The organism is Pseudomonas sp. P5_A12 (assembly GCF_056400685.1).
Map to the genome: position 1 here is coordinate 1 of NZ_JBFUKU010000030.1, position 20,779 is coordinate 20,779.

Genomic DNA, 20,779 nt, shown 5'->3' on the forward strand with positions numbered 1-20,779 from the left:
CCGTACAGGCTGCGCAGACTGCCTTCGAGAGTCCGGCCTGGCGAGGTCTCACCGCCACCGCTCGCGGCAAACTGCTTCGCCGCCTGGGCGATCTGATCGCTGAAAACAAGGAACAACTGGCGCAGCTGGAAAGCCGCGACAACGGCAAACTGATTCGCGAGACTCGCGGTCAGGTCGGTTATCTGCCGGAATTCTTTCACTACACCGCAGGCCTGGCTGACAAACTGGAAGGCGGCACGCTGCCACTGGACAAGCCGGACCTGTTTGCCTACACCGTGCACGAGGCCATGGGCGTGGTCGCCGCGATCATCCCGTGGAACAGCCCGCTGTACCTGACGGCGATCAAACTGGCCCCGGCCCTCGCGGCAGGCAACACCATCGTGATCAAGCCGTCCGAGCACGCCTCGGCGACCATTCTCGAACTGGCGCGCCTGGCGCTGGAAGCCGGGATTCCACCCGGTGTGGTCAACGTTGTCACCGGTTATGGACCGAGCACCGGTGCGGCCCTCACCCGCCATCCGCTGGTACGCAAAATCGCTTTCACCGGCGGTGCGGCGACCGCGCGGCATGTTGTGCGCAGCAGCGCCGAAAACTTCGCCAAGCTGTCGCTGGAACTGGGCGGTAAATCACCGAACATCATTTTCGCCGATGCTGACCTCGACAGCGCGATCAACGGCGCGATCGCCGGGATCTATGCCGCGTCCGGGCAAAGCTGTGTATCCGGCTCCCGTTTGTTGGTGCAGGACGAAATCTACGATGAATTCGTCGGCCGCTTGGTGGAACGCGCCCAGCGCATCCGCATCGGCAACCCGCAGGAAGACAGCAGCGAAATGGGCCCGATGGCCACCTCCCAGCAACTGGCGGTGGTTGAAGGTCTGGTCGCTGATGCCATTGCCGAAGGCGCGAAACTGCGCCTGGGCGGCAAGCGTCCGGCCAATCTCGGTGACGGTTGGTACTACGAGCCGACGCTGTTCGAGTGCGATAGCAACTCGATGAAAATCATGCAGGAAGAAGTGTTCGGCCCGGTGGCTTCAGTCATTCGTTTCAAGGACGAAGCCGAAGCCCTGGCGATCGCCAACGACTCGCAGTTCGGCCTCGCCGCCGGCATCTGGACCCGCGACCTGGGCCGTGCCCATCGCCTGGCCCGGGACGTGCGTTCGGGGATCATTTGGGTCAACACCTACCGCGCCGTGTCGGCCATGGCGCCAATCGGCGGTTTCAAAAACAGCGGCTATGGACGCGAAAGCGGCATCGATTCGGTGCTGGCCTACACCGAGCTGAAAACGGTGTGGATCAACCTCTCCCAGGCACCGATGCCTGATCCGTTTGTGATGCGTTAGGAGTCCTGAGAAATGATCGAACCCGGCATTTACAAAGACGTCATGAGCTCGTTCCCGTCCGGGGTCACGATAGTGACCACCCTGGACCCGGACGGCGGCATCGTCGGCATTACCGCCAGCGCCTTCAGTGCACTGTCGATTGACCCGGCACTGGTGCTGTTTTGCCCCAATTACGCTTCCGATACCTACCCGGTGTTGCGCGACAGCAAGCAGTTCGCGATTCATCTGCTGTCCGCCGACCAGACCGCCGAAGCCTATGCCTTTGCTGGCAAAGGCAAGGACAAGGCCAGCGGCATCGACTGGCACCTGAGCGAGTTGGGCAACCCGCTGCTGCTCAAAGCCACCGCGATCATCGAGTGCGAACTGTGGCGCGAATACGATGGCGGTGATCACGCCATTATCGTTGGCGCGGTGAAGAACCTGATTCTTCCCGAGCAACCCGTGACGCCGATGATCTATCACAAGGGCAAGCTGGGCCCCCTGCCCGCCCTGGCCTGATGGCTTCACACAAATCCCTGTAGAAGCCCGGCTTGCCGGCGAAGGCGTACCTGAGGACGCCTTCGCCGGYAAGCCGGGCTYCTACAGGTAATCACTCTTTTCTCCAGGAGCCAGCATGAGCCCAGCAGCCACGCAACTGTTCCGCCAGCAGGCCTACATCGGCGGCCAATGGCTGGATGCGCCCGATGGTGCGCAACAAGACATTTTCAATCCCGCCACCGGCGAACTGATTGGCCGGGTGCCGAACCTTGGCGCCGCCGAAGCGCGCCAGGCCATCGATATCGCCAATCAAGCCTGGCCAGCCTGGCGTGCAATTACCGCCAAAGAACGCAGTAATCTGCTCAAGCGCTGGCACGCCCTGATGCTGGAAAACGCCGACGCCCTTGCCGAAATCCTTACCCTGGAACAGGGCAAGCCCCTGGCCGAAGCCAAGGGTGAAATCCTCTACGCAGCCAGCTTCATCGAGTGGTTCGCTGAAGAAGCCAAACGCATCTACGGTGACACCATTCCCAGCCACAAGGGCGATGCACGCATTGTCGTCAGCAAAGAGCCGATTGGTGTCGTTGCGGCGATCACGCCATGGAACTTCCCTGCGGCGATGATCACTCGCAAGGCCGGTCCGGCACTGGCCGCGGGTTGTCCGTGCATCGTCAAACCGGCGCCGGAGACTCCATTTTCGGCACTGGCCATGGCTGCGCTGGCCGAACAGGCCGGCATCCCGCCTGGTATTTTCAACGTGATCACCGGCGATGCCATCGCCATCGGTGCTGAACTCACGGCAAGCCCATTGGTGCGCAAACTGTCGTTCACCGGCTCCACGGCCATTGGCAAGTTGCTGATGGCGCAGTGCGCGCCGACGCTGAAGAAGGTTTCGCTGGAACTGGGCGGGAACGCGCCGTTCATTGTCTTCGACGATGCCGACCTGGAGCGTGCAGTGGAAGGCGCGCTGATCGCCAAGTTTCGCAATGCCGGCCAGACCTGTGTCTGCGTCAATCGCTTCCTGGTGCAGGCCGGTATTCACGAAGCCTTCGTCGCGCGGTTGGCCGAACGGGTTTCGCAACTCAACGTCGGTAGCGGTTTCGATGCCGGAGTCAATCAAGGACCACTGATCAACGAGCGCGCTGTGACCAAGGTTGAAGACCATGTGCAAGACGCGCTGGCACAAGGTGCGCAGTTGCTTTGTGGCGGCGAGCGTCACGCGTTGGGTCACGGCTTCTTCCAGCCGACAGTGTTGGCCGGCGTGACGAGCGCGATGAAAGTCGCCCAAGAAGAAACCTTTGGCCCATTGGCCGCCGTGTTCCGCTTCGACAGTGAAGCTCAAGCGATCCAAATGGCCAACGACACCGAATTCGGCCTGGCAGCCTACTGCTACACCCGCGACCTGGGCCGCGCCTGGCGCATGAGCGAGGCGCTGGAATACGGCATGGTCGGGATCAACGAAGGGCTGATTTCCACTGAGGTCGCGCCTTTTGGCGGGATCAAATCCTCGGGTCTGGGCCGCGAAGGTTCCAAGTACGGCATCGAAGACTACCTTGAACTTAAATACACCCTGATGGGCGGGCTCTAGGTCATGTTGGTCACATTGTACGAGTCCGGCTTGCCGGCGAGGGCGTTCTTGAAGATGCTTTCGCCGGCAAGCCGGGCTCCTACAGAACAGCATTGATATCCGTGCCCCACGGAGACAATCGAAATGAGCAACGAGAAGTATGAAAAAGGCTTGCAGATCCGCACCCAGGTGCTGGGTGAAGCCTATGTGAAACGCTCCATCGAGAATGCCGACGACTTCACCCGTCCGTTGCAGGAAATGGTCACCGAGTACTGCTGGGGCCACGTCTGGGGTCGTGAGGGTTTGTCGCTCAAAGAACGCAGCATGATCAACCTGGCCATGATCTCGGCCCTCAACCGGCCACACGAACTGAAGCTGCATGTGCGTGGTGCCTTGCGTAACGGCCTGAGTCGTGAGCAAATACGCGAAATTCTGCTTCAGGTCGGCATATATTGCGGTGTACCCGCTGCCGTCGACAGTTTCCGGCTCGCCCGCGAAGCGTTCGCCGAAGCCGATGCCGAGGCCTCCAGTTAACCCTTGGCTGTTTGATTGAATGAGTACGGATGATCCAAAGGATCGAAGTGCTCTTTTTGCATGGACAGCCACATTGAGAGCGGACCCCATGAAACGCCTGCCACTCGACGACAGCTTCAAGGTCAATCGCAACCCCGTTACCCTGCGCGAAATCGTGCTGGATAAACTGCGAAGCGCCATCATGAACTTCCAGCTGCTCCCGGGAGACCGTCTGGTCGAACGCGATCTGTGCGATCGCTTGGGCGTCAGCCGTACCTCTGTGCGCGAAGCGTTGCGCCACCTGGAGTCCGAAGGTCTGGTGGAATTCGCCGACGCCAAGGGCCCACGGGTGGCGATCATTACCCTGGCCGATGCCGTCGATATCTATGAGCTGCGTTGCGTGCTCGAAGGGCTGATCGTTCAGCTGTTCACCCTGCGTGCCAAGGCCAAGGACATCAAGGCCTTGGAAAAAGCCCTGGAGGAAAATCGCCAGGCGCTCAAGGAAGGCGAACTGCAACAAGTCATCGACTCCGTGCAAGGTTTCTACGACGTCCTGCTCGAAGGCTCCGGCAACCACGTCGCGGCCACTCAGCTGCGTCAGCTTCAGGCGCGCATCAGCTACCTGCGCGCAACGTCGGTGTCCCAGGAAAACCGTCGTGGCGCCAGCAACCAGGAAATGGAACGCATGGTCGAGGCGATCAAGAGCGGTGATCCTCTGGCCGCTCACCAGGCTTGCGTCGACCATGTCCGCGCCGCCGCCACCGTCGCCCTCGATTACCTCAAGCGCAAGCAGGACGAGACCGGGGCGATCCCCGCGATCACCCAGCCCATCGCGCTCAAAGAACCGCGCATAGGTCGCTAATCATGTTCAGCCCGAGCTTTTGTCCAAAGTGCGGCGGCAATGACCTCGGTCAGCAGCAACCGCCGGGCGATACGCACGAGCGCCTGATGTGCCGCAGCTGCGGCTACATCCACTACATCAATCCGAAAATCATTGCCGGCTGCATCATCGAGCAGGACGGCAAGTATTTGCTCTGCCAACGCGCGATTCCGCCGCGTCCCGGCACCTGGACGCTGCCGGCGGGTTTCATGGAAGCTGGCGAAACCACCGAACAGGCAGCGTTGCGTGAGGTCTGGGAAGAGAGTGGCGTGCGGGGCGAAATCCTCTCACCCTACTCGATCTTCAGCGTGCCGAAGATCAGCGAGGTGTACATCATCTTCCGTGCCATCGCCCTGGAAATCACCGGCCAGTTCGGGCCGGAAACCCTCGACTACAAATTCTTTGCGCCTGAGGACATCCCTTGGGACAGCATCTATTACCCGGCGATCCGGCAGATCCTCGAGCGTTACATCGAGGAACGGCAGGCCGGCGTCTATGGCATCTACATCGGCAACGACGACAGCGGCAAGATTCACTTCATACGCTAGCGAAAACCGCTATCCCCCGTAGGAGCCGGCTTGCCGGCTCCTACGTGGTTATGTGGCGTTTTTCACGCTGGCGCTACACCCTCGACAATAATCACCTCGGCCCGAGCCGCGCCCTCGCGATGCCCTTTCGCCTCCTGATAAAGATCTGACCGATAGCAGGCCAGCGCCTGTTCGTAAGAGTCGAATTCAATCACCACGCTGCGTTGCGGCGTCGGCCGACCTTCCATCGCCTCACTGCGCCCGCCGCGCGCCAGCAACCGACCGCCATATTTGGCAAATGCCTGCGGTGCCCGTTGGGTGTATTGGCTGTATTGATCGGGGTCGGTGACATCCACGTGAGCAATCCAGTACGCCTTCATAGTGACCTCTCGGTTGATTTTGTATTATGGTATACCACAATATATTTCCATCAAACACTGAGAATCCCGACATGGCCTTCAACAGTATCGAAGAAATCATCGAAGACTATCGCCAAGGCAAAATGGTGCTGCTGGTCGATGACGAGGACCGGGAAAATGAAGGCGACCTGTTGCTGGCAGCCGACTGTTGCACAGCCCAAGCCATCAGCTTCATGGCCCGCGAGGCGCGAGGCCTGATTTGCCTGACGTTGACCGACGACCACTGCCAGCGCCTGGGTCTGGAGCAAATGGTTCCGAGCAATGGCAGTGTGTTCAGCACCGCGTTTACTGTGTCCATCGAGGCCGCCACCGGGGTGACTACCGGCATCTCCGCGGCGGACCGGGCGCGGACCGTTGAGGCGGCGGTTGCTCCGAATGCCGGGCCCGCCGATCTGGTGCAACCGGGTCACATCTTTCCGTTACGCGCCAAGGAAGGCGGCGTGCTGACCCGCGCCGGTCATACCGAGGCTGGCTGCGACCTGGCGCGCCTGGCAGGCTTCACGCCGGCCTCGGTGATCGTCGAAGTCATGAACGATGACGGCACGATGGCCCGCCGGCCGGACCTGGAAGTGTTCGCGCGCAAGCACGGCATCAAGATTGGCACCATCGCCGACCTGATTCACTACCGCCTGAGTACCGAACACACCGTGGTGCGCATCGGTGAACGCGAGCTGCCGACCGTGCACGGCACCTTTCGTCTGATCACCTTTGAGGATCGCATCGAAGGCGGTGTGCACATGGCCATGGTGATGGGCAATGTGCACCGGGATGAGCCAACGCTGGTGCGCGTGCACGTGATTGATCCGCTACGCGACCTGGTGGGTGCCGAGTACAGCGGTCCGACCAACTGGACGCTATGGGCCGCGTTGCAGCGGATTGCCGAAGAAGGTCGTGGCGTGGTGGTGGTGTTGGCCAACCATGAGTCGTCCCAGGCGTTGCTCGAGCGTGTACCGCAACTCACGCAGCCGCCTCGCCAGTTCAGCCGTTCGCAGTCACGTATCTATTCTGAAGTGGGGACTGGGGCGCAGATCCTGCAAGACCTTGGCGTGGGCAAACTGCGTCATCTCGGGCCACCGCTCAAATATGCGGGTTTGACCGGGTACGACCTGGAAGTCGTAGAAAGCATCCCGTTCGCCCAGTGACATCGTTGCAACACAATCCCTGTGGGAGCGGGCTTGCCCGCGATAACGATCCCACAGGCCCATTGATTCTGGATGTGCCACCGTCTTCGCGGGCAAGCCCGCTCCCACAGGGATTGTGTTGACTGATTGGCCCGGGCAAGAGATCAGAGCCCAAAAAAACTCACTTTCGGCTGATAGCCGGTACGGCAAAGTGCTTGCACAAAGTTTGGAATACCATAATATGATATTCCATAGACCGAACGATTTGGCCAAGTGCGCCCGGCAGGGAAAGCACCAATAACAGTTCTTGGCACGGTCGCCTTTTAAGGCCAGATGRACCTACTGCTCCCGATAGGCGGGCATTACCAAGCCCGCTCAAAAACACAACAAATGAGGGCGTGAAAATGGTGTTGAACAAACGTGCAACCGCAGTACTGTTTGCGGGTTTGCTGGCCACGGTCAGTCACGTGGCAATGGCGGCTGAAAGCGTCAACTTCGTCAGTTGGGGCGGCAGCACTCAGGATGCGCAAAAGCAAGCCTGGGCCGATCCGTTCAGCAAGGCCGGCGGCATCACTGTGGTCCAGGATGGCCCCACCGACTACGGCAAACTCAAAGCCATGGTCGAAAGCGGCAACGTGCAGTGGGACGTGGTGGATGTCGAAGCTGACTTCGCCTTGCGCGCCGCCGCCGAAGGCCTGCTCGRACCCCTCGATTTCAAAGTCATCGATCGCAATAAAATCGACCCGCGGTTCGTCTCCGATCACGGCGTTGGCTCGTTCTTCTTTTCCTTCGTCCTCGGCTACAACGAGAGCAAACTCGGCGCCAACAAACCCCAGGACTGGTCCTCGCTGTTCGACACCAAGACCTTCCCCGGCAAACGTGCCCTCTATAAATGGCCAAGCCCTGGCGTGCTGGAATTGGCGCTACTGGCCGATGGCGTAGCCGCCGACAAGCTCTATCCGCTGGACCTGGACCGCGCCTTCAAGAAACTCGACACCATCAAGAAAGACATCGTCTGGTGGGGCGGCGGCGCTCAGTCGCAACAGTTGCTGGCCTCCGGCGAAGCGAGCATGGGGCAGTTCTGGAACGGCCGCATTCACGCCCTGCAAGAAGACGGCGCCCCTGTCGGCGTGAGCTGGAAACAGAACCTGGTCATGGCCGACATCCTGGTCATTCCCAAAGGTTCGAAAAACAAGGACGCCGCCATGAAGTTCCTGGCTAACGCCAGCAGTGCCAAGGGCCAGGCCGACTTCTCCAACCTGACCGCCTACGCGCCGGTCAACGTCGACAGCGTCGCGCTCCTGGATTCGGCTTTGGCACCTAACCTGCCGACTGCCTACGCTAAGGATCAGATCACCCTTGATTTCGCGTATTGGGCCAAAAACGGTCCTGCCATCGCGACACGGTGGAACGAATGGCTGGTCAAATGAAAATGACGGTAACCGCGTCCCGTCAACCCACTGCAACCGGTAGCGTCAATGACGCTGCCGGCCCGGCCCTCGGCAAGGCGGCTGTGATGAGGCAATCCCCGACTCTGGCACAACGCTGGCGTGGTTCGAGCAACCTGATCCCCGCCCTGCTGTTCCTCGGCCTGTTCTTTCTGGCGCCGTTGATTGGCCTGCTGCTGCGTGGCGTGCTTGAACCGGTGCCGGGGCTGGGCAACTACGAACAACTGTTCGCCAACTCGGCGTATGCCAGGGTACTGCTCAACACCTTTTCGGTGGCTGGTCTGGTGACACTGTTCAGCCTGCTGCTGGGTTTCCCGCTGGCCTGGGCGATTACGCTGGTGCCGCGTGGCTGGGGTCGCTGGATTCTCAACATCGTGTTGTTGTCGATGTGGACCAGCCTCCTTGCGCGCACCTACTCCTGGCTTGTGCTGCTCCAAGCTTCGGGGGTCATCAACAAGGCGTTGATGGCGATGGGCATCATCGATCAACCGCTGGAGATGGTGCATAACCTCACCGGCGTGGTGATCGGCATGAGCTACATCATGATCCCGTTCATCGTCCTGCCGCTGCAGGCGACCATGCAGGCAATCGACCCGATGATTCTGCAAGCCGGCTCGATCTGCGGTGCCAGTCCCTGGACCAACTTCTTCCGGGTGTTCCTGCCGCTGTGCCGGCCGGGCCTGTTTTCCGGTGGACTGATGGTGTTTGTGATGTCTCTCGGTTACTACGTCACCCCGGCGCTGCTGGGGGGTGCGCAGAACATGATGCTGCCCGAGTTCATCATTCAGCAGGTGCAATCGTTCCTCAACTGGGGCCTGGCGAGCGCCGGTGCCGCATTGTTGATCGTCATCACGCTGGTGTTGTTCTACTTCTACCTGAAGCTTCAACCGGAATCCCCGGTTGGCGCCAGCAACGCGAGGTAAGCCGTCATGCTCCTGACCCCTAATGCCATGAGCCGTCGGATGCGCTTCGGCCTGTACACCACCACCGGGCTGATCGGACTGTTCCTGTTGCTGCCGATCGTGTTCATCGTGCTGCTGTCGTTCGGATCGTCGCAATGGCTGGTGTTCCCGCCACCCGGCTGGACGCTGAAATGGTACGGCCAGTTCTTCTCCAACGCCGACTGGATGAACGCTGCAATGGCCAGCCTCAAGGTGGCGGTGTTGACGACGTTCTTCGCCGTGGCCCTGGGCCTGCCCACTGCATTTGCCCTGGTGCGCGGCCGCTTCCCTGGCCGGGAAATGCTCTACGGCTTGTTCACCCTGCCGATGATCGTGCCCTTGGTGATCATCGCCGTGGCGGTGTACGCGCTGTTCCTGAAACTGGGCTACACCGGGACGATGTTCGCTTTCGTGGTAAGCCACGTCATCGTGGCATTGCCGTTCACCATCATCTCGATCATCAACTCGCTGAAGCTGTTCGACCAGTCGATCGAKGATGCCGCGGTGATCTGCGGTGCATCACGCCTGCAAGCGGTGTTCAAGGTGACCTTTCCGGCGATCCGTCCGGGCATGGTGGCCGGCGCCCTCTTCGCCTTCCTCGTCTCGTGGGATGAAGTGGTCTTGAGCGTGATGATGGCCAGTCCGACCCTGCAAACCCTTCCCGTCAAAATGTGGACCACCCTGCGCCAGGACCTGACGCCCGTGATCGCCGTYGCCTCGACGCTGCTGATCGGCCTCTCGGTATTGGTCATGGTGATCGCCGCCGCACTGCGCCGGCGCAATGAAATCAGCGCCTGAGCGCGCAGGAGTACGACATGAGTGCAGTGATCAAAGATTCCGCTCAACAGAATGACCAGCCGCTGGTCAGCCTGCGCAACCTGAACAAGCACTACGGCGACTTTGCCGCCGTGGACAACATCTCGCTGGACATCAAGGACGGTGAATTCCTCACCTTCCTTGGCTCCAGCGGCTCAGGCAAAAGCACCACCCTGTCGATGCTGGCCGGTTTCGAAACACCGAGCAGCGGCGAGATTCTGGTCAATGGCCAGTCGCTGGTCAACGTGCCGCCGCACAAGCGTGACATTGGCATGGTGTTTCAGCGTTACTCGTTGTTCCCGCATTTGTCAGTGCGCGACAACATCGCTTTCCCATTGGCGATTCGCAAATTGGCCACCGCTGAACGTGAACGTCGGGTCGATGCGATGCTCAAGCTGGTGCAACTGGAACAATTCGCCCATCGCCGCCCTTCGCAACTCTCAGGGGGCCAGCAACAACGCGTCGCCATTGCCCGGGCGCTGGTCTATGAGCCACGCATTCTGTTGATGGATGAACCCCTGGGTGCGCTGGATAAAAAGCTGCGCGAAGATTTGCAGGATGAACTGCGCCAACTGCATCGGCGCTTGGGCATCACCATTGTCTATGTGACCCACGACCAGGAAGAAGCCATGCGTTTGTCCCAGCGCATCGCGATTTTCAGTCACGGCAAGATCGTCGGTCTGGGCAGCGGCTATGACCTGTACCAGAACCCGCCGAATGCATTCGTCGCCTCGTTCCTGGGTAACTCGAACTTCCTCAAGTTGAAGGCTCAGGGCAACGCGGTGGCTTCGTTTGAAGGGCAATCGCTGTCGATCCGCCTGACAGCCGGTTTGCAAACCAATCAGGATGTGCTGCTGATGGTGCGGCCGGAAAAGGCGTTGGCACTGAGTATTGAGCAAGCCGCTCAGGAGCCGCTGGCCGCGGGCTGGAATGAAGTCTCTGCCAAGGTTGTGGAGGTGCTGTTCCTGGGCGAAAGCCAGACTTGCAGCGTAGTGACCTCGGGCGGTACGTCGATGACGGTCAAGGCACTTTCAGCGGCTGGCATGCCAATGAAGGCGGGGGATCCGGTGCGTGTGCGCTGGGCTACTGCGGATGCCTGCGTTTATACCGAATGGGCTGAGAGCGATTTGAACAAGGCTGCTGGGGCGCATTGATTTTTTAATGTCCTCGGTAGTGGGCTGTTAGTTAAGTGCCACTCTTGGGTCGCCGCAACGTCGGGTTGCGGTGGCCTTTTTTTTTGTCTGGTTAGTAAGCGTACATATCCGTTTCTGCGGTAACGGCGGCTGGCGGTTTCGCTCTTACAGCGAGTCACTTTCGAAAAGCGCGAAAGTAACCAAAGCGCTTCTGCCCCGCCATTCGGTGCCTCGCCCAGGCTCGGCATGCCCTCACTCCGGCATTGCTCCGGGGGCCCGCCGCCATCGGCCATCCATGGCCGGGGGCGGCTACCGCGGCATCCATGCCACGGTGCCCCCCTACGCAACACTTGCGTTCGGCCTCTGGGAAAGGGGCAAAAGATCAAGATCAAGATCAAAAGCCGAAGCAACGGCAACGGCAAGATCAACAGCTTCGCGAGCAAGTCGAATCGTCGCACCGCCGCTCCCGCAGTTGGACAGGGTACATCCCTGAAAGATTGGTCGGCTGTCAGGCAGCCTTCGCTGGCAAGTCAGCTCCTACAGTAGATCGGCGTACGGCTTTTGCTTCTCACCACTCAACAGGCCGAGCGTTAGCTCGCCTGCAGCTTTTGATTTTGACGCACCGCCCCCTCGAGAGGCCGAGCGCAGGTTCTGCGCAGTGGGCAACCCGGCATGGATGCCGGGTTAGCCGCCCCCGGCCATGGATGGCCGATGGCGGCGGGCCCMCGGAGCAGGACCGGAGCGAGGGCATGCCGAGCCACAGCGAGGCACCGAACGAAAGGGGCAAGAGCCCTTGGTTACTTGGGGCTTTTCCAAGTGACTCGCTGTAAGAGCGAAACCGCCAGCAGCCGTTACAAAAGAAACGGATATGTACACAATCAAAAACCAAAAAAATGCCCGGCAAATAGCCGGGCACTCCAGATAAACACCAGCGATCAAAAGTCAGTCGGTAAAACCAAACCGAGCAATCTTGCTCTGCCGAGCCGGCCCCCGCGTCGCCAGGCAATAGTAGAGCGGACAAGTCACCACCAACCCCACCAACCACGACAGATCCGCACCCTCAACCAGATTGGCATACGGCCCCACATACAACGACGTATTGGCAAACGGCAGCTGCACAATAATCCCGATGAAATACGCCACGATCGCATGCCAATTGAACCGCCCATAAATCCCGCCATCCGCACGGAAGATCGAGGCAATGTCATAACACCCGCGCTTGATCACATAGAAGTCGATCAAGTTGATCGAAGCCCATGGAACCAACACCAACAACAGCGCCAGGATCAGCCCGATGAACTGCGAAATGAAATCCGCAGACGCCCCTAGCGCCACCACACAGCAACCTGCCAACACCACACTCGACAACACCACACGAACCTTGATGCTGGGCGTCCACTGACTGGCGAAGGTCTGGATCGAGGTGATGATCGACAGCACCGCGCCATACAGATTCAAGGCGTTGTGACTGATGATATTGAGCAGGAACAGCACCATCAAAATCGGCCCCAGCCACCCGGTGGATTGCTTCACCGCCGCCATGGCTTCGGTACCTTCGGGCGTCGCCAGTACCGCCACCGCGCCGAAGGTAAACGACAGGATCGTGCCCAGAGTTGCGCCCAGATAAGTGGCGAAGAACGGACGGGCGATGCCGATATCGGACGGCAGGTAGCGCGAGTAGTCCGACACATAAGGCGAGAAGCTGATCTGCCAGATAATCCCCAGGGACACCGTGGCCAACCAACCGGACAGGTTAAAACCGCCGCGGGTGAAGAAATCCGCAGGCAGGTCATGGGCGAAGATGTAGAGGAAACCCGCAAGCAAGGCACTGCCCATGACCCAGGTGCCGATGCGGTTCAGGGTGTGAATGAAGCGATAACCGATCACCCCGATCGCCGTAGCGCTGAGGGCGCCGATGAGGATGCTGGCGGGGACCGGGACTGAGGGTGCGATTCCGACAATCGATTTGCCGGCCAGCACGATGTTGGATATGAAGAAACCGACGTAGATCAGGGCGGCAAAGAACACAATCAGCAGCGCACCATAGCGCCCGAACTGGCCGCGGCTCTGCACCATTTGTGGAATTCCCATGCGCGGACCCTGAGCCGATGCGAGGGCAATCACCAGTCCGCCGACCATGTGCCCCAGGGCTATCGCCAGCAGGCCCCAGAACAGGTCGAGATGGAACACCTGAACCACCATGGCACCCGTAACGATAGGCAATGGTGCAATGTTGGTGCTGAACCATAAGGTGAAAAGATCGCGGGCCTTCCCGTGGCGCTCTGCGAGTGGAACGTAATCAACCGTGTGATTCTCGATCAACGGGTCTTGCCGGGACATCTGGGACATATGCATGAACTCGAGTTTGTCTGTTCTTATCTTTGTATGAAGCCAAACCGGGGACGCATCTTGGCACCCCTCAGATGCAGACCATATTATGGTATTCCAACGTTTTCACAAGACTGATTCGGTCTTTTCGCATCCATCTGATCCGCAATCCTGCCGTACAAGTGCACACGTTTCATGGCTTAAACCCCCGTAAATGCTGAATTTTAGACCAAAGGTGTACGTTTATCGGTCCACAGAAAAAGCACTTGCAAACGATGTATTACGGTATACCATCAGACCTACAAACCGATAAAAAACACGTTTCACCACCGAGGACCGTCCAATGATCGATGCCGCCATCTACAAACAAGTCATGGGCTCGTTCCCGTCCGGCGTAACGGTGATCACCACGCTGGATGACGACGGTCAAATCGTCGGCCTGACCGCAAGCGCCTTCAGCTCGCTGTCCATGGACCCGGCCCTGGTGCTGTTCTGCCCGAATTACAGCTCCGATTCCTATCCCGTTCTGATCAAGAACAAACGCTTTGCCATTCACGTGCTATCCGGCGGCCAGCAGAGCGAAGCCTATGCGTTCGCGCGAAAAGGCAAAGACAAGGCGCAAGGTATCGAATGGACCTTGAGCGAGCTGGGCAATCCCATTCTGGCCAACGCTACGGCGGTCATCGAGTGCGAGTTGTGGCGCGAATATGAAGGCGGCGATCACGCGATCATGGTGGGCGCCGTGAAGAACCTGATCGTGCCGCAGCAAAACACCGGCCCCTTGGTGTATTGCCACGGCAAGATGGGCGCCCTGCCCGTACCTGCTTGAGTCGGCTGATCCGGAAATAATTTGCGCCAATTACGTATTATGGTATACCAATAATCATCAGGCCCGCAGTCGACAGGCCGACAACAAAAGATCCGAGGTAGCGTCATGAAGTTTTCCTTGTTCGTACACATGGAACGTTGGGACGAAAGCGTCAGCCACCGCCAGTTGTTCGAAGACTTGACCGAACTGACCCTGATGGCCGAGGCCGGCGGTTTCAGCACCGTCTGGATCGGCGAACACCACGCCATGGAATACACCATCTCGCCAAGCCCCATGCCTTTGTTGGCCTATCTGGCGGCCAAGACCACCACCATTCACCTGGGCGCCGGTACCATCATCGCGCCGTTCTGGCACCCGTTGCGGGTCGCGGGTGAATGCGCATTGCTGGACGTGATCAGCAACGGTCGCATGGAAGTCGGCCTGGCCCGTGGCGCGTATCAGGTTGAGTTCGACCGGATGGCCGGCGGCATGCCTGCTTCTTCCGGTGGTCAGGCATTGCGGGAAATGGTTCCGGTGGTTCGCGCACTGTGGCAAGGCGACTATGCCCATGACGGCGACATCTGGAAATTCCCGACGTCCACCAGCGTGCCAAAGCCGATTCAGAAACCTAATCCGCCGATGTGGATCGCCGCTCGCGACCCGGACTCACACAACTTCGCCGTGGCCAACGGCTGTAACGTCATGGTCACGCCACTGATGAAGGGCGATGAAGAAGTCCTCGATCTGAAGAACAAATTCCAGACCGCCCTGGACAACAATCCGGACGTGCCACGCCCACAACTGATGGTGTTGCGTCACACCCATGTCCACTCGGTTGACGAACCTGAAGGCTGGAAAGTCGGGGCCAAGGCCATCGCCAGGTTCTACCGCACTTTCGATGCCTGGTTCGGCAACAAGGAAACGCCGGTCAACGGCTTCCTGGCGCCGAGCCCTGAGGAAAAATTCGCCGGCCGTCCAGAGTTCGAACTGGAGAGCCTGCACAAGACCGCCATGATCGGTACTCCGGAAGAAATCATTCCGCGCATCAAGTACTACCAGGAACTGGGCGTCGACGAATTCAGTTTCTGGTGCGACAACAGCCTGCCGCACGCCGAGAAGAAAAAGTCCCTGGAGCTGTTTATCAAACACGTGGTCCCGGCGTTTCGCTGAGTCCACCACCCTGCCCCCTTGGATGCGAAGCCTGGGGGGCTGACTGACGTGTAAGGTCGATTCCCATGTTCAATGGTCGTCTCCAATCACTCGCCCTTCCCTCCGGCGCCGCGCAGGTTTATCTGCGCGGCGAATGGACCGCTTCGCACCTGCATTTCAAGCGCCTGCGCGCCAGTGTTTCAGCCAAGCAGAACGGCTTCTGGCAGTTAGTTCACTGAGCCCACCCGAACAGCCAATCACGCACCCCGCTTCTCGCCATTGCATGGCGTGCGCGGTGCCTTGTGTTTCGCCTTTGATCAGGTTTGCTCAATGAACAATAACAACGCGCTGTTGATCATCGACATGCAGCAGGAGGAGGGATTCGTCCTCGAAAACTTCAACACGGTGGTTGCCCATACCGCAGCCCTGCTCGAAACCGCCCGCAGTCAGCGGACGCCTGTGATTTATACCCGCCATACCAACCGCGCCGACGGCATTGACCTGCCGCGCGGGGAACCCCGGGCCAGCGACGGCGGCCCTACTAGCTATCGCGCCGGCACCCGGCAAGTGGAAATCATCGAGCAGCTGGCGCCTCAGCCGGGTGAACTCATCATCGACAAGGGCCGTTACAGTGCCTTTCACCGCACCAACCTCGACACCCTCCTCAAGACGCTGGAAGTCGACACGTTGGTCATCTGCGGTGTGTTGACGGATGTCTGCGTACTCAGCAGCGTGTTCGATGCCTTTGCGCTGGGCTATCACGTTCGGCTGGTCAGTGACGCCTGCACCACGACCACCCTGGCGGGGCACTATTCGGCATTGCTGATCATGGCCAACTGGGTCTACTCCCTGGAAATTCTCACCAGCAGCGAATGTCAGCGCGCCCTGCAACAGCTCGATTACGTCAGCCTGAATCCCGAGCACCCGGACTTGTTTGCCCATCAGCCCCATGAGCTGCCAGGCACCATCGCCCGTCTGCAAGCCCATCTCGTTCGGACTCAGGTGTAATCGCCATGCAAGTCGAAAAAAGAAGCATCGATTTCATCCCCGAAACCGAACGCCACGGTCGTCCCGCTTCGCTGTTCTATATCTGGTTCGGCGCCAACATGAACATCACCACCATCGCGTCCGGCGTGTTGCCGGTGGTGATGGGGCTCAACCTGTTCTGGAGCGCGCTGGCAATTATCATCGGCTCGCTGGTCGGGGCGGTGTTCATGGCGTCCCACTCAGCCCAGGGCCCGAAGCTGGGCATCCCGCAGATGATCCAGAGCCGCGCACAGTTCGGCGTGCTGGGCGCCGTATTGCCGCTGTTGTTCGTGATGCTGATCTACCTGGGTTTCTTCGTCAGCAACACCTTGCTCGCCGCCCAGGCGCTGGAGTCCGTCAGCCCGTTGCCGGCCAGCGGCAACATCTACCTGATCGGTGCCTTGTGCTTCGTCGTTGCGCTGTACGGTTATCGGCTGATTCACCGTTTGCAGAAGCTGCTCTCGATCCTTTCGCTGCTGGTGTTTGCAGCCGCTACGCTGTTTGCCTTGCAGCTGTCGATACCCGCCGAACAATGGCTGCCAACAGGGTTTTCGCTGTCGAAGTTTCTGGTGGCGGTGAGCATTGCCGTGACCTGGCAACTGTCCTATGCGCCTTATGTCGCTGACTATTCGCGCTACCTGCCAAGCAGCACGCCGACCGCTCAGGTGTTCTGGTACAGCTACGCCGGCACGGTCAGTGGCGGTGCGTGGATGATGATTCTCGGGGCAATCCTGAGCGTCGGCATCGGCGACTTTTCCAGCAACGTCGGCGGCCATGTCGCCGGGCTGTTCGGCAGCGGCGCGATCCTGCTGTTCGCCTTCATTGTCTATGGCCAGGTGTCGATCAACGTGTTCAACCTGTACGGGGCGTTCATGTCGACCATCACCGTGATCGAACCTTTCGCCAGGCTCAAGGTGACGCCACGGGTGCGTGGCCTGTTCATGCTGGTGATCAGCCTGGTGGCAACCGCGCTGTGCACGATCAGTCAGGACGACTTCATCAGCTTCTTTCTCAACTTCATTTTCTTCATGAGCTACTTCCTGATCCCCTGGACGGCAATCAATCTGGTGGACTACTACTGCCTGCGCAAAGGCCAGTACCAGATCGATGACATCTTCGACCTAAACGGCATTTATGGAAGGGTCAACTGGATCGCCTGCGGCAGTTTCCTGCTGGCGATAGCCCTTGAGGTACCGTTCATGAACACCACGTTGTACGTTGGCCCGATGGCCACGGCACTGGACGGTGTCGACCTGGCCTGGCTGGTCGGCTTGCTGGTACCGGCCTTGAGTTACTACTGGCTGATGAAACTCGGCAAGCGGGCGCCGGCGCTGAATCAAGCGTCGCAATAACCGTAAAACAACAACGCCGGCCCTGGGCCGGCGTTGCACTGTTTCAGGCCACCTTAATGGTTGTAGGCACTTTCATTGTGCTCGGCCAGATCCAGCCCCATCTCCTCCACCGACTCATCGGCGCGCAAGCCGATCACCGCGTTGATTACCTTGAGAATGACCCAACTGATGGCGAAGCAATACACCGTTGTCAGCAGCACGCCCTTGATTTGCGCCACCACTTGAGCGCCCATGGTCACGCCCTCGACCAGTCCACCAAGGGACGGTACGCAAAACACCCCGGTCAACACCGCGCCGATCATCCCGCCGATGCCGTGCAAACCAAATACGTCGAGACTGTCGTCATACCCGAAACGACGTTTCAACACGGTGACGCTCAAGTAGCAGAACACCCCGCACAACAGACCGATGGCCAGTGCGCCGCCGACACCGACGTAAGCGCACGCTGGCGTGATCCCCACCAGACCGGCCAGGGCACCGCTGGCCAGGCCCAACGCACTCGGTTTGCCGACCTTGAACCACTCGGTGAACATCCAGCCGAGAATCCCGGCGCAYGCACCCAGTTGAGTGTTGAGCATGACGATGCCAGACGTGCCGCTCAGGCCACCGCCCGAACCGATATTGAAGCCGAACCAACCGACCCAGAGCATGGCGGCACCGGCCATGGTCAGGCTCAAGTTGTGGGCCGGCATCGGTGTATTCTGGTAGCCCTTGCGCTTGCCGAGAATCAGGCACGCCGCCAAAGCAGCGACGCCGGCATTGATATGCACCGCCGTACCGCCGGCAAAATCGAGAACACCCCAGTTATGCATCAAGGCGCCCGAACCACCCCACACCATATGGGCCACCGGGGCATACACGAGGGTGAACCACAACGCCATGAACCACAGCGCCGCTGAAAACTTCATGCGCTCGGCAAATGCGCCGGCAATCAGCGCCGGCGTGATGATGGCGAACGTCATCTGGAAGGTCACGAAGACCCCTTCCGGGATCTCGCCCACCAGGCTTTCAGGGGTCATACCAGCGAGAAAGGCCCGGCTCAAGCCGCCCACAAAGCTGTTGAACGTCACCTCGCCCTCAACCATGCCGGTCGTATCGACCACCATGCTGTAGCCATAAACCACCCACAAAACACCCACCAGGCCTGCGATACCAAAGCATTGGGTGAACAGCGACAGCATGTTTTTTGCCCGCACCAGGCCGCCGTAGAACAAGGCGAGGCCCGGTAGACACATGAACAACACCAACACCGCCGCCATCACCATCCAGGCGGTGCTGCCGGTGTTCAAACTTGGTGCATCGGCTGCCTGTGCCAAAGGCACGAGCGCGCCGGCCGTTAATAGGCCAAGAAGGGATTTTCCGAGAAGACGATTGACCATGTTCAAAGCTCCTGCAAAAAAATGGGAAGTGTCGGCAGAGAGCAAGTGGCAAAGCGACGGACCGTTGTGGTCTCTTCGAATATCTGACGCCTACAACCCTTCTGATCGTTCCCACGCTCCTGCGTGGGAATGCAGCCCGTGACGCTCTGCGTCACAGATTCGGGACGCGGAGCGTCCCCGGAGGCATTCCAACGCGGAGCGTTGGAACGATCCGTCCTCAGTACTTGCCAGAACCCGGAATCCAGCTGGTCCCCGCCAATGGCACCCGTGCCATGGCCGCCGACTCCACCGTCAACGCCACCAGATCCTCCGGATCCAGGTTATGCAGGTGCGACTTGCCGCACGCCCGAGCCATGGTCTGAGCTTCCAGCACCAGCACTCGCAGGTAGTTGGCCAGACGACGACCACCTTCCACCGGGTCCAGGCGCTTGGACAGTTCCGGGTCTTGCGTGGTGATCCCGGCCGGATCTCGGCCGTTCTGCCAGTCGTCATAGAAGCCTGCGGCCGAGCCGATTTTCTGCAGTTCTTCATTCAATCGCGGGTGGTTATCGCCCAGTGCAATCAGTGCAGCCGTACCGATGGCCACCGCGTCCGCACCCAGCGCCATCGCCTTGGCCACGTCAGCGCCGTTGCGAATACCACCGGAAACAATCAACTGAACCTTGCGATGCATGCCCATCTCTTGCAAAGCCTGTACCGCTTGCGGGATGGCCGACAAAATTGGAATCCCCACATGTTCGATAAACACTTCCTGGGTCGCGGCAGTACCGCCTTGCATGCCGTCGAGTACGATCACGTCCGCCCCGGCCTTCACCGCCAGTTTGACGTCGTAGTACGGGCGACTGGCGCCGATTTTTACGTAGATCGGTTTTTCCCAGTCAGTGATTTCGCGGATCTCGGCGATCTTGATCGCCAAGTCATCCGGGCCGGTCCAGTCCGGGTGACGACAGGCGCTGCGCTGATCAACGCCGATCGGCAACGTACGCATGCCGGCCACCCGTTCGGTGACTTTCATCCCTAGCAACATGCCACCGCCACCGGGTTTGGCGCCCTGCCCCAGGACGATTTCAATCGCGTCGGCTTTGCGCAGGTCGTCCGGGTTCATGCCATAACGGGACGGCAGGTACTGGTAGACCAGATGCTGCGACTGCCCGCGCTCTTCCGGGGTCATGCCGCCGTCACCGGTGGTGGTGCTGGTACCGGCGATCGTCGCGCCTCGGCCGAGGGCTTCCTTGGCATTGGCCGACAGCGCACCGAAACTCATGCCGGCGATGGTAACCGGAATCTTCAGGTGGATCGGCTTCTTGGCAAATCGGTTGCCGAGGATCACATCGGTGCCGCATTTTTCCCGATAGCCTTCCAACGGATAACGCGACACGCTGGCGCCGAGCAGGAGCAGGTCGTCGAAGTGCGGGACCTTGCGCTTGGTGCCACCACCGCGAATGTCATAGATGCCCGTCTCGGCGGCACGCTGGATTTCCTGGATGGTCAGGCGGTCGAAAGTCGCGGACTCGCGCAGCACCGGAGTGTTCTTCTCGCTCATATCTGTTCTCCT

General features: G+C 59.7%; 20 protein-coding genes. 16 read left to right on the plus strand and 4 right to left on the minus strand.

Annotated elements, in window-relative coordinates; genetic code table 11:
* From AC1DSG_RS06815 to AC1DSG_RS06840, 6 genes are all read left to right on the plus strand, one after another.
* A partial coding sequence (locus AC1DSG_RS06815; protein ID WP_477790192.1) for an aldehyde dehydrogenase occupies window positions 1-1,340 on the plus strand: 1,340 nt, incomplete at its 5' end.
* Between the two features lie 12 nt (window positions 1,341-1,352).
* On the plus strand, window positions 1,353-1,838 hold the full coding sequence (locus tag AC1DSG_RS06820; protein ID WP_477790193.1) for a flavin reductase family protein: 486 nt from the start codon (window positions 1,353-1,355) through the stop codon (window positions 1,836-1,838).
* A 115-nt stretch (window positions 1,839-1,953) separates the two neighbouring features.
* On the plus strand, window positions 1,954-3,405 hold the full coding sequence (locus AC1DSG_RS06825) for an NAD-dependent succinate-semialdehyde dehydrogenase (protein ID WP_477790194.1): 1,452 nt from the start codon (window positions 1,954-1,956) through the stop codon (window positions 3,403-3,405).
* A gap of 123 nt (window positions 3,406-3,528) precedes the next feature.
* Window positions 3,529-3,918 carry a carboxymuconolactone decarboxylase family protein gene (locus AC1DSG_RS06830; RefSeq protein WP_139645298.1) on the plus strand — a complete coding sequence of 130 codons (390 nt, stop codon included), beginning with the start codon at window positions 3,529-3,531 and terminating at the stop codon, window positions 3,916-3,918.
* Between the two features lie 88 nt (window positions 3,919-4,006).
* Entirely contained in the window at window positions 4,007-4,759 is a 753-nt protein-coding gene (locus AC1DSG_RS06835; RefSeq protein WP_477790195.1) for a GntR family transcriptional regulator, read from the plus strand.
* Window positions 4,760-4,761: 2 nt separating this feature from the next.
* Window positions 4,762-5,325 (plus strand): NUDIX hydrolase, encoded by a 564-nt coding sequence (locus tag AC1DSG_RS06840; RefSeq protein WP_223521535.1) that lies wholly within the window; start codon window positions 4,762-4,764, stop codon window positions 5,323-5,325.
* 62 nt (window positions 5,326-5,387) lie between these two features.
* Here AC1DSG_RS06840 and AC1DSG_RS06845 read toward each other — a convergent pair whose 3' ends face one another.
* Entirely contained in the window at window positions 5,388-5,684 is a 297-nt protein-coding gene (locus AC1DSG_RS06845; RefSeq protein ID WP_477790196.1) for a DUF1330 domain-containing protein, read from the minus strand.
* Window positions 5,685-5,755: 71 nt separating this feature from the next.
* Between AC1DSG_RS06845 and ribBA the strand changes: the two genes are divergently transcribed.
* The 5 genes from ribBA (at window position 5,756) to AC1DSG_RS06870 (ending at window position 11,203) form a co-directional block, all read left to right on the plus strand.
* On the plus strand, window positions 5,756-6,865 hold the full coding sequence (ribBA, locus tag AC1DSG_RS06850; protein WP_477790197.1) for a bifunctional 3,4-dihydroxy-2-butanone-4-phosphate synthase/GTP cyclohydrolase II: 1,110 nt from the start codon (window positions 5,756-5,758) through the stop codon (window positions 6,863-6,865).
* Window positions 6,866-7,248: 383 nt separating this feature from the next.
* Window positions 7,249-8,274, plus strand: coding sequence for an ABC transporter substrate-binding protein (locus tag AC1DSG_RS06855; protein ID WP_477790198.1), 1,026 nt, complete (start codon window positions 7,249-7,251; stop codon window positions 8,272-8,274).
* Window positions 8,271-9,215 (plus strand): ABC transporter permease, encoded by a 945-nt coding sequence (locus tag AC1DSG_RS06860; RefSeq protein ID WP_477790199.1) that lies wholly within the window; start codon window positions 8,271-8,273, stop codon window positions 9,213-9,215. Before AC1DSG_RS06855 ends, AC1DSG_RS06860 begins: the two co-directional genes overlap by 4 nt.
* Before the next feature lie 6 nt (window positions 9,216-9,221).
* Window positions 9,222-10,031 carry an ABC transporter permease gene (locus AC1DSG_RS06865; protein ID WP_477790200.1) on the plus strand — a complete coding sequence of 270 codons (810 nt, stop codon included), beginning with the start codon at window positions 9,222-9,224 and terminating at the stop codon, window positions 10,029-10,031.
* 17 nt (window positions 10,032-10,048) lie between these two features.
* Window positions 10,049-11,203, plus strand: coding sequence for an ABC transporter ATP-binding protein (locus AC1DSG_RS06870; protein WP_477790201.1), 1,155 nt, complete (start codon window positions 10,049-10,051; stop codon window positions 11,201-11,203).
* Between the two features lie 921 nt (window positions 11,204-12,124).
* Here the strand turns inward: AC1DSG_RS06870 and AC1DSG_RS06875 are convergent.
* The gene (locus AC1DSG_RS06875) at window positions 12,125-13,531 is read right to left on the minus strand and encodes a purine-cytosine permease family protein (protein WP_477790202.1); all 1,407 of its coding nucleotides are present in this window, start codon (window positions 13,529-13,531) and stop codon (window positions 12,125-12,127) included.
* Between the two features lie 322 nt (window positions 13,532-13,853).
* Between AC1DSG_RS06875 and AC1DSG_RS06880 the strand changes: the two genes are divergently transcribed.
* From AC1DSG_RS06880 to AC1DSG_RS06900, 5 genes are all read left to right on the plus strand, one after another.
* Window positions 13,854-14,339 carry a flavin reductase family protein gene (locus AC1DSG_RS06880; RefSeq protein ID WP_477790203.1) on the plus strand — a complete coding sequence of 162 codons (486 nt, stop codon included), beginning with the start codon at window positions 13,854-13,856 and terminating at the stop codon, window positions 14,337-14,339.
* A 105-nt stretch (window positions 14,340-14,444) separates the two neighbouring features.
* Complete coding sequence (locus AC1DSG_RS06885; protein WP_477790204.1) at window positions 14,445-15,488, plus strand: LLM class flavin-dependent oxidoreductase; 1,044 nt, start codon at window positions 14,445-14,447, stop codon at window positions 15,486-15,488.
* 65 nt (window positions 15,489-15,553) lie between these two features.
* A complete protein-coding gene (locus AC1DSG_RS06890) occupies window positions 15,554-15,706 on the plus strand; it encodes a hypothetical protein (protein WP_477790205.1) in 153 nt (50 codons plus the stop codon).
* 91 nt (window positions 15,707-15,797) lie between these two features.
* Window positions 15,798-16,475 (plus strand): cysteine hydrolase family protein, encoded by a 678-nt coding sequence (locus tag AC1DSG_RS06895; protein ID WP_477790206.1) that lies wholly within the window; start codon window positions 15,798-15,800, stop codon window positions 16,473-16,475.
* Between the two features lie 5 nt (window positions 16,476-16,480).
* On the plus strand, window positions 16,481-17,845 hold the full coding sequence (locus tag AC1DSG_RS06900) for a purine-cytosine permease family protein (protein WP_477790207.1): 1,365 nt from the start codon (window positions 16,481-16,483) through the stop codon (window positions 17,843-17,845).
* Between the two features lie 53 nt (window positions 17,846-17,898).
* On the opposite strand, the gene AC1DSG_RS06905 is transcribed toward AC1DSG_RS06900, so the two are convergent.
* The gene (locus tag AC1DSG_RS06905) at window positions 17,899-19,224 is read right to left on the minus strand and encodes an ammonium transporter (protein WP_477790208.1); all 1,326 of its coding nucleotides are present in this window, start codon (window positions 19,222-19,224) and stop codon (window positions 17,899-17,901) included.
* Between the two features lie 217 nt (window positions 19,225-19,441).
* On the minus strand, window positions 19,442-20,767 hold the full coding sequence (locus AC1DSG_RS06910; RefSeq protein ID WP_477790209.1) for an FMN-binding glutamate synthase family protein: 1,326 nt from the start codon (window positions 20,765-20,767) through the stop codon (window positions 19,442-19,444).
* Window positions 20,768-20,779 lie beyond the last annotated feature (12 nt).

Coding starts and splice junctions, on each gene's coding strand:
- AC1DSG_RS06860 (WP_477790199.1), top strand. CDS start 8,271: ATGAAAATGACGGTAACCGCGTCCCGTCAACCCACTGCAACCGGTAGC.
- AC1DSG_RS06835 (WP_477790195.1), top strand. CDS start 4,007: ATGAAACGCCTGCCACTCGACGACAGCTTCAAGGTCAATCGCAACCCC.
- AC1DSG_RS06830 (WP_139645298.1), top strand. CDS start 3,529: ATGAGCAACGAGAAGTATGAAAAAGGCTTGCAGATCCGCACCCAGGTG.
- AC1DSG_RS06895 (WP_477790206.1), top strand. CDS start 15,798: ATGAACAATAACAACGCGCTGTTGATCATCGACATGCAGCAGGAGGAG.
- AC1DSG_RS06880 (WP_477790203.1), top strand. CDS start 13,854: ATGATCGATGCCGCCATCTACAAACAAGTCATGGGCTCGTTCCCGTCC.
- AC1DSG_RS06900 (WP_477790207.1), top strand. CDS start 16,481: ATGCAAGTCGAAAAAAGAAGCATCGATTTCATCCCCGAAACCGAACGC.
- AC1DSG_RS06845 (WP_477790196.1), bottom strand. CDS start 5,684: ATGAAGGCGTACTGGATTGCTCACGTGGATGTCACCGACCCCGATCAA.
- AC1DSG_RS06820 (WP_477790193.1), top strand. CDS start 1,353: ATGATCGAACCCGGCATTTACAAAGACGTCATGAGCTCGTTCCCGTCC.
- AC1DSG_RS06840 (WP_223521535.1), top strand. CDS start 4,762: ATGTTCAGCCCGAGCTTTTGTCCAAAGTGCGGCGGCAATGACCTCGGT.
- AC1DSG_RS06875 (WP_477790202.1), bottom strand. CDS start 13,531: ATGTCCCAGATGTCCCGGCAAGACCCGTTGATCGAGAATCACACGGTT.
- AC1DSG_RS06870 (WP_477790201.1), top strand. CDS start 10,049: ATGAGTGCAGTGATCAAAGATTCCGCTCAACAGAATGACCAGCCGCTG.
- AC1DSG_RS06885 (WP_477790204.1), top strand. CDS start 14,445: ATGAAGTTTTCCTTGTTCGTACACATGGAACGTTGGGACGAAAGCGTC.
- ribBA (WP_477790197.1), top strand. CDS start 5,756: ATGGCCTTCAACAGTATCGAAGAAATCATCGAAGACTATCGCCAAGGC.
- AC1DSG_RS06825 (WP_477790194.1), top strand. CDS start 1,954: ATGAGCCCAGCAGCCACGCAACTGTTCCGCCAGCAGGCCTACATCGGC.
- AC1DSG_RS06910 (WP_477790209.1), bottom strand. CDS start 20,767: ATGAGCGAGAAGAACACTCCGGTGCTGCGCGAGTCCGCGACTTTCGAC.
- AC1DSG_RS06890 (WP_477790205.1), top strand. CDS start 15,554: ATGTTCAATGGTCGTCTCCAATCACTCGCCCTTCCCTCCGGCGCCGCG.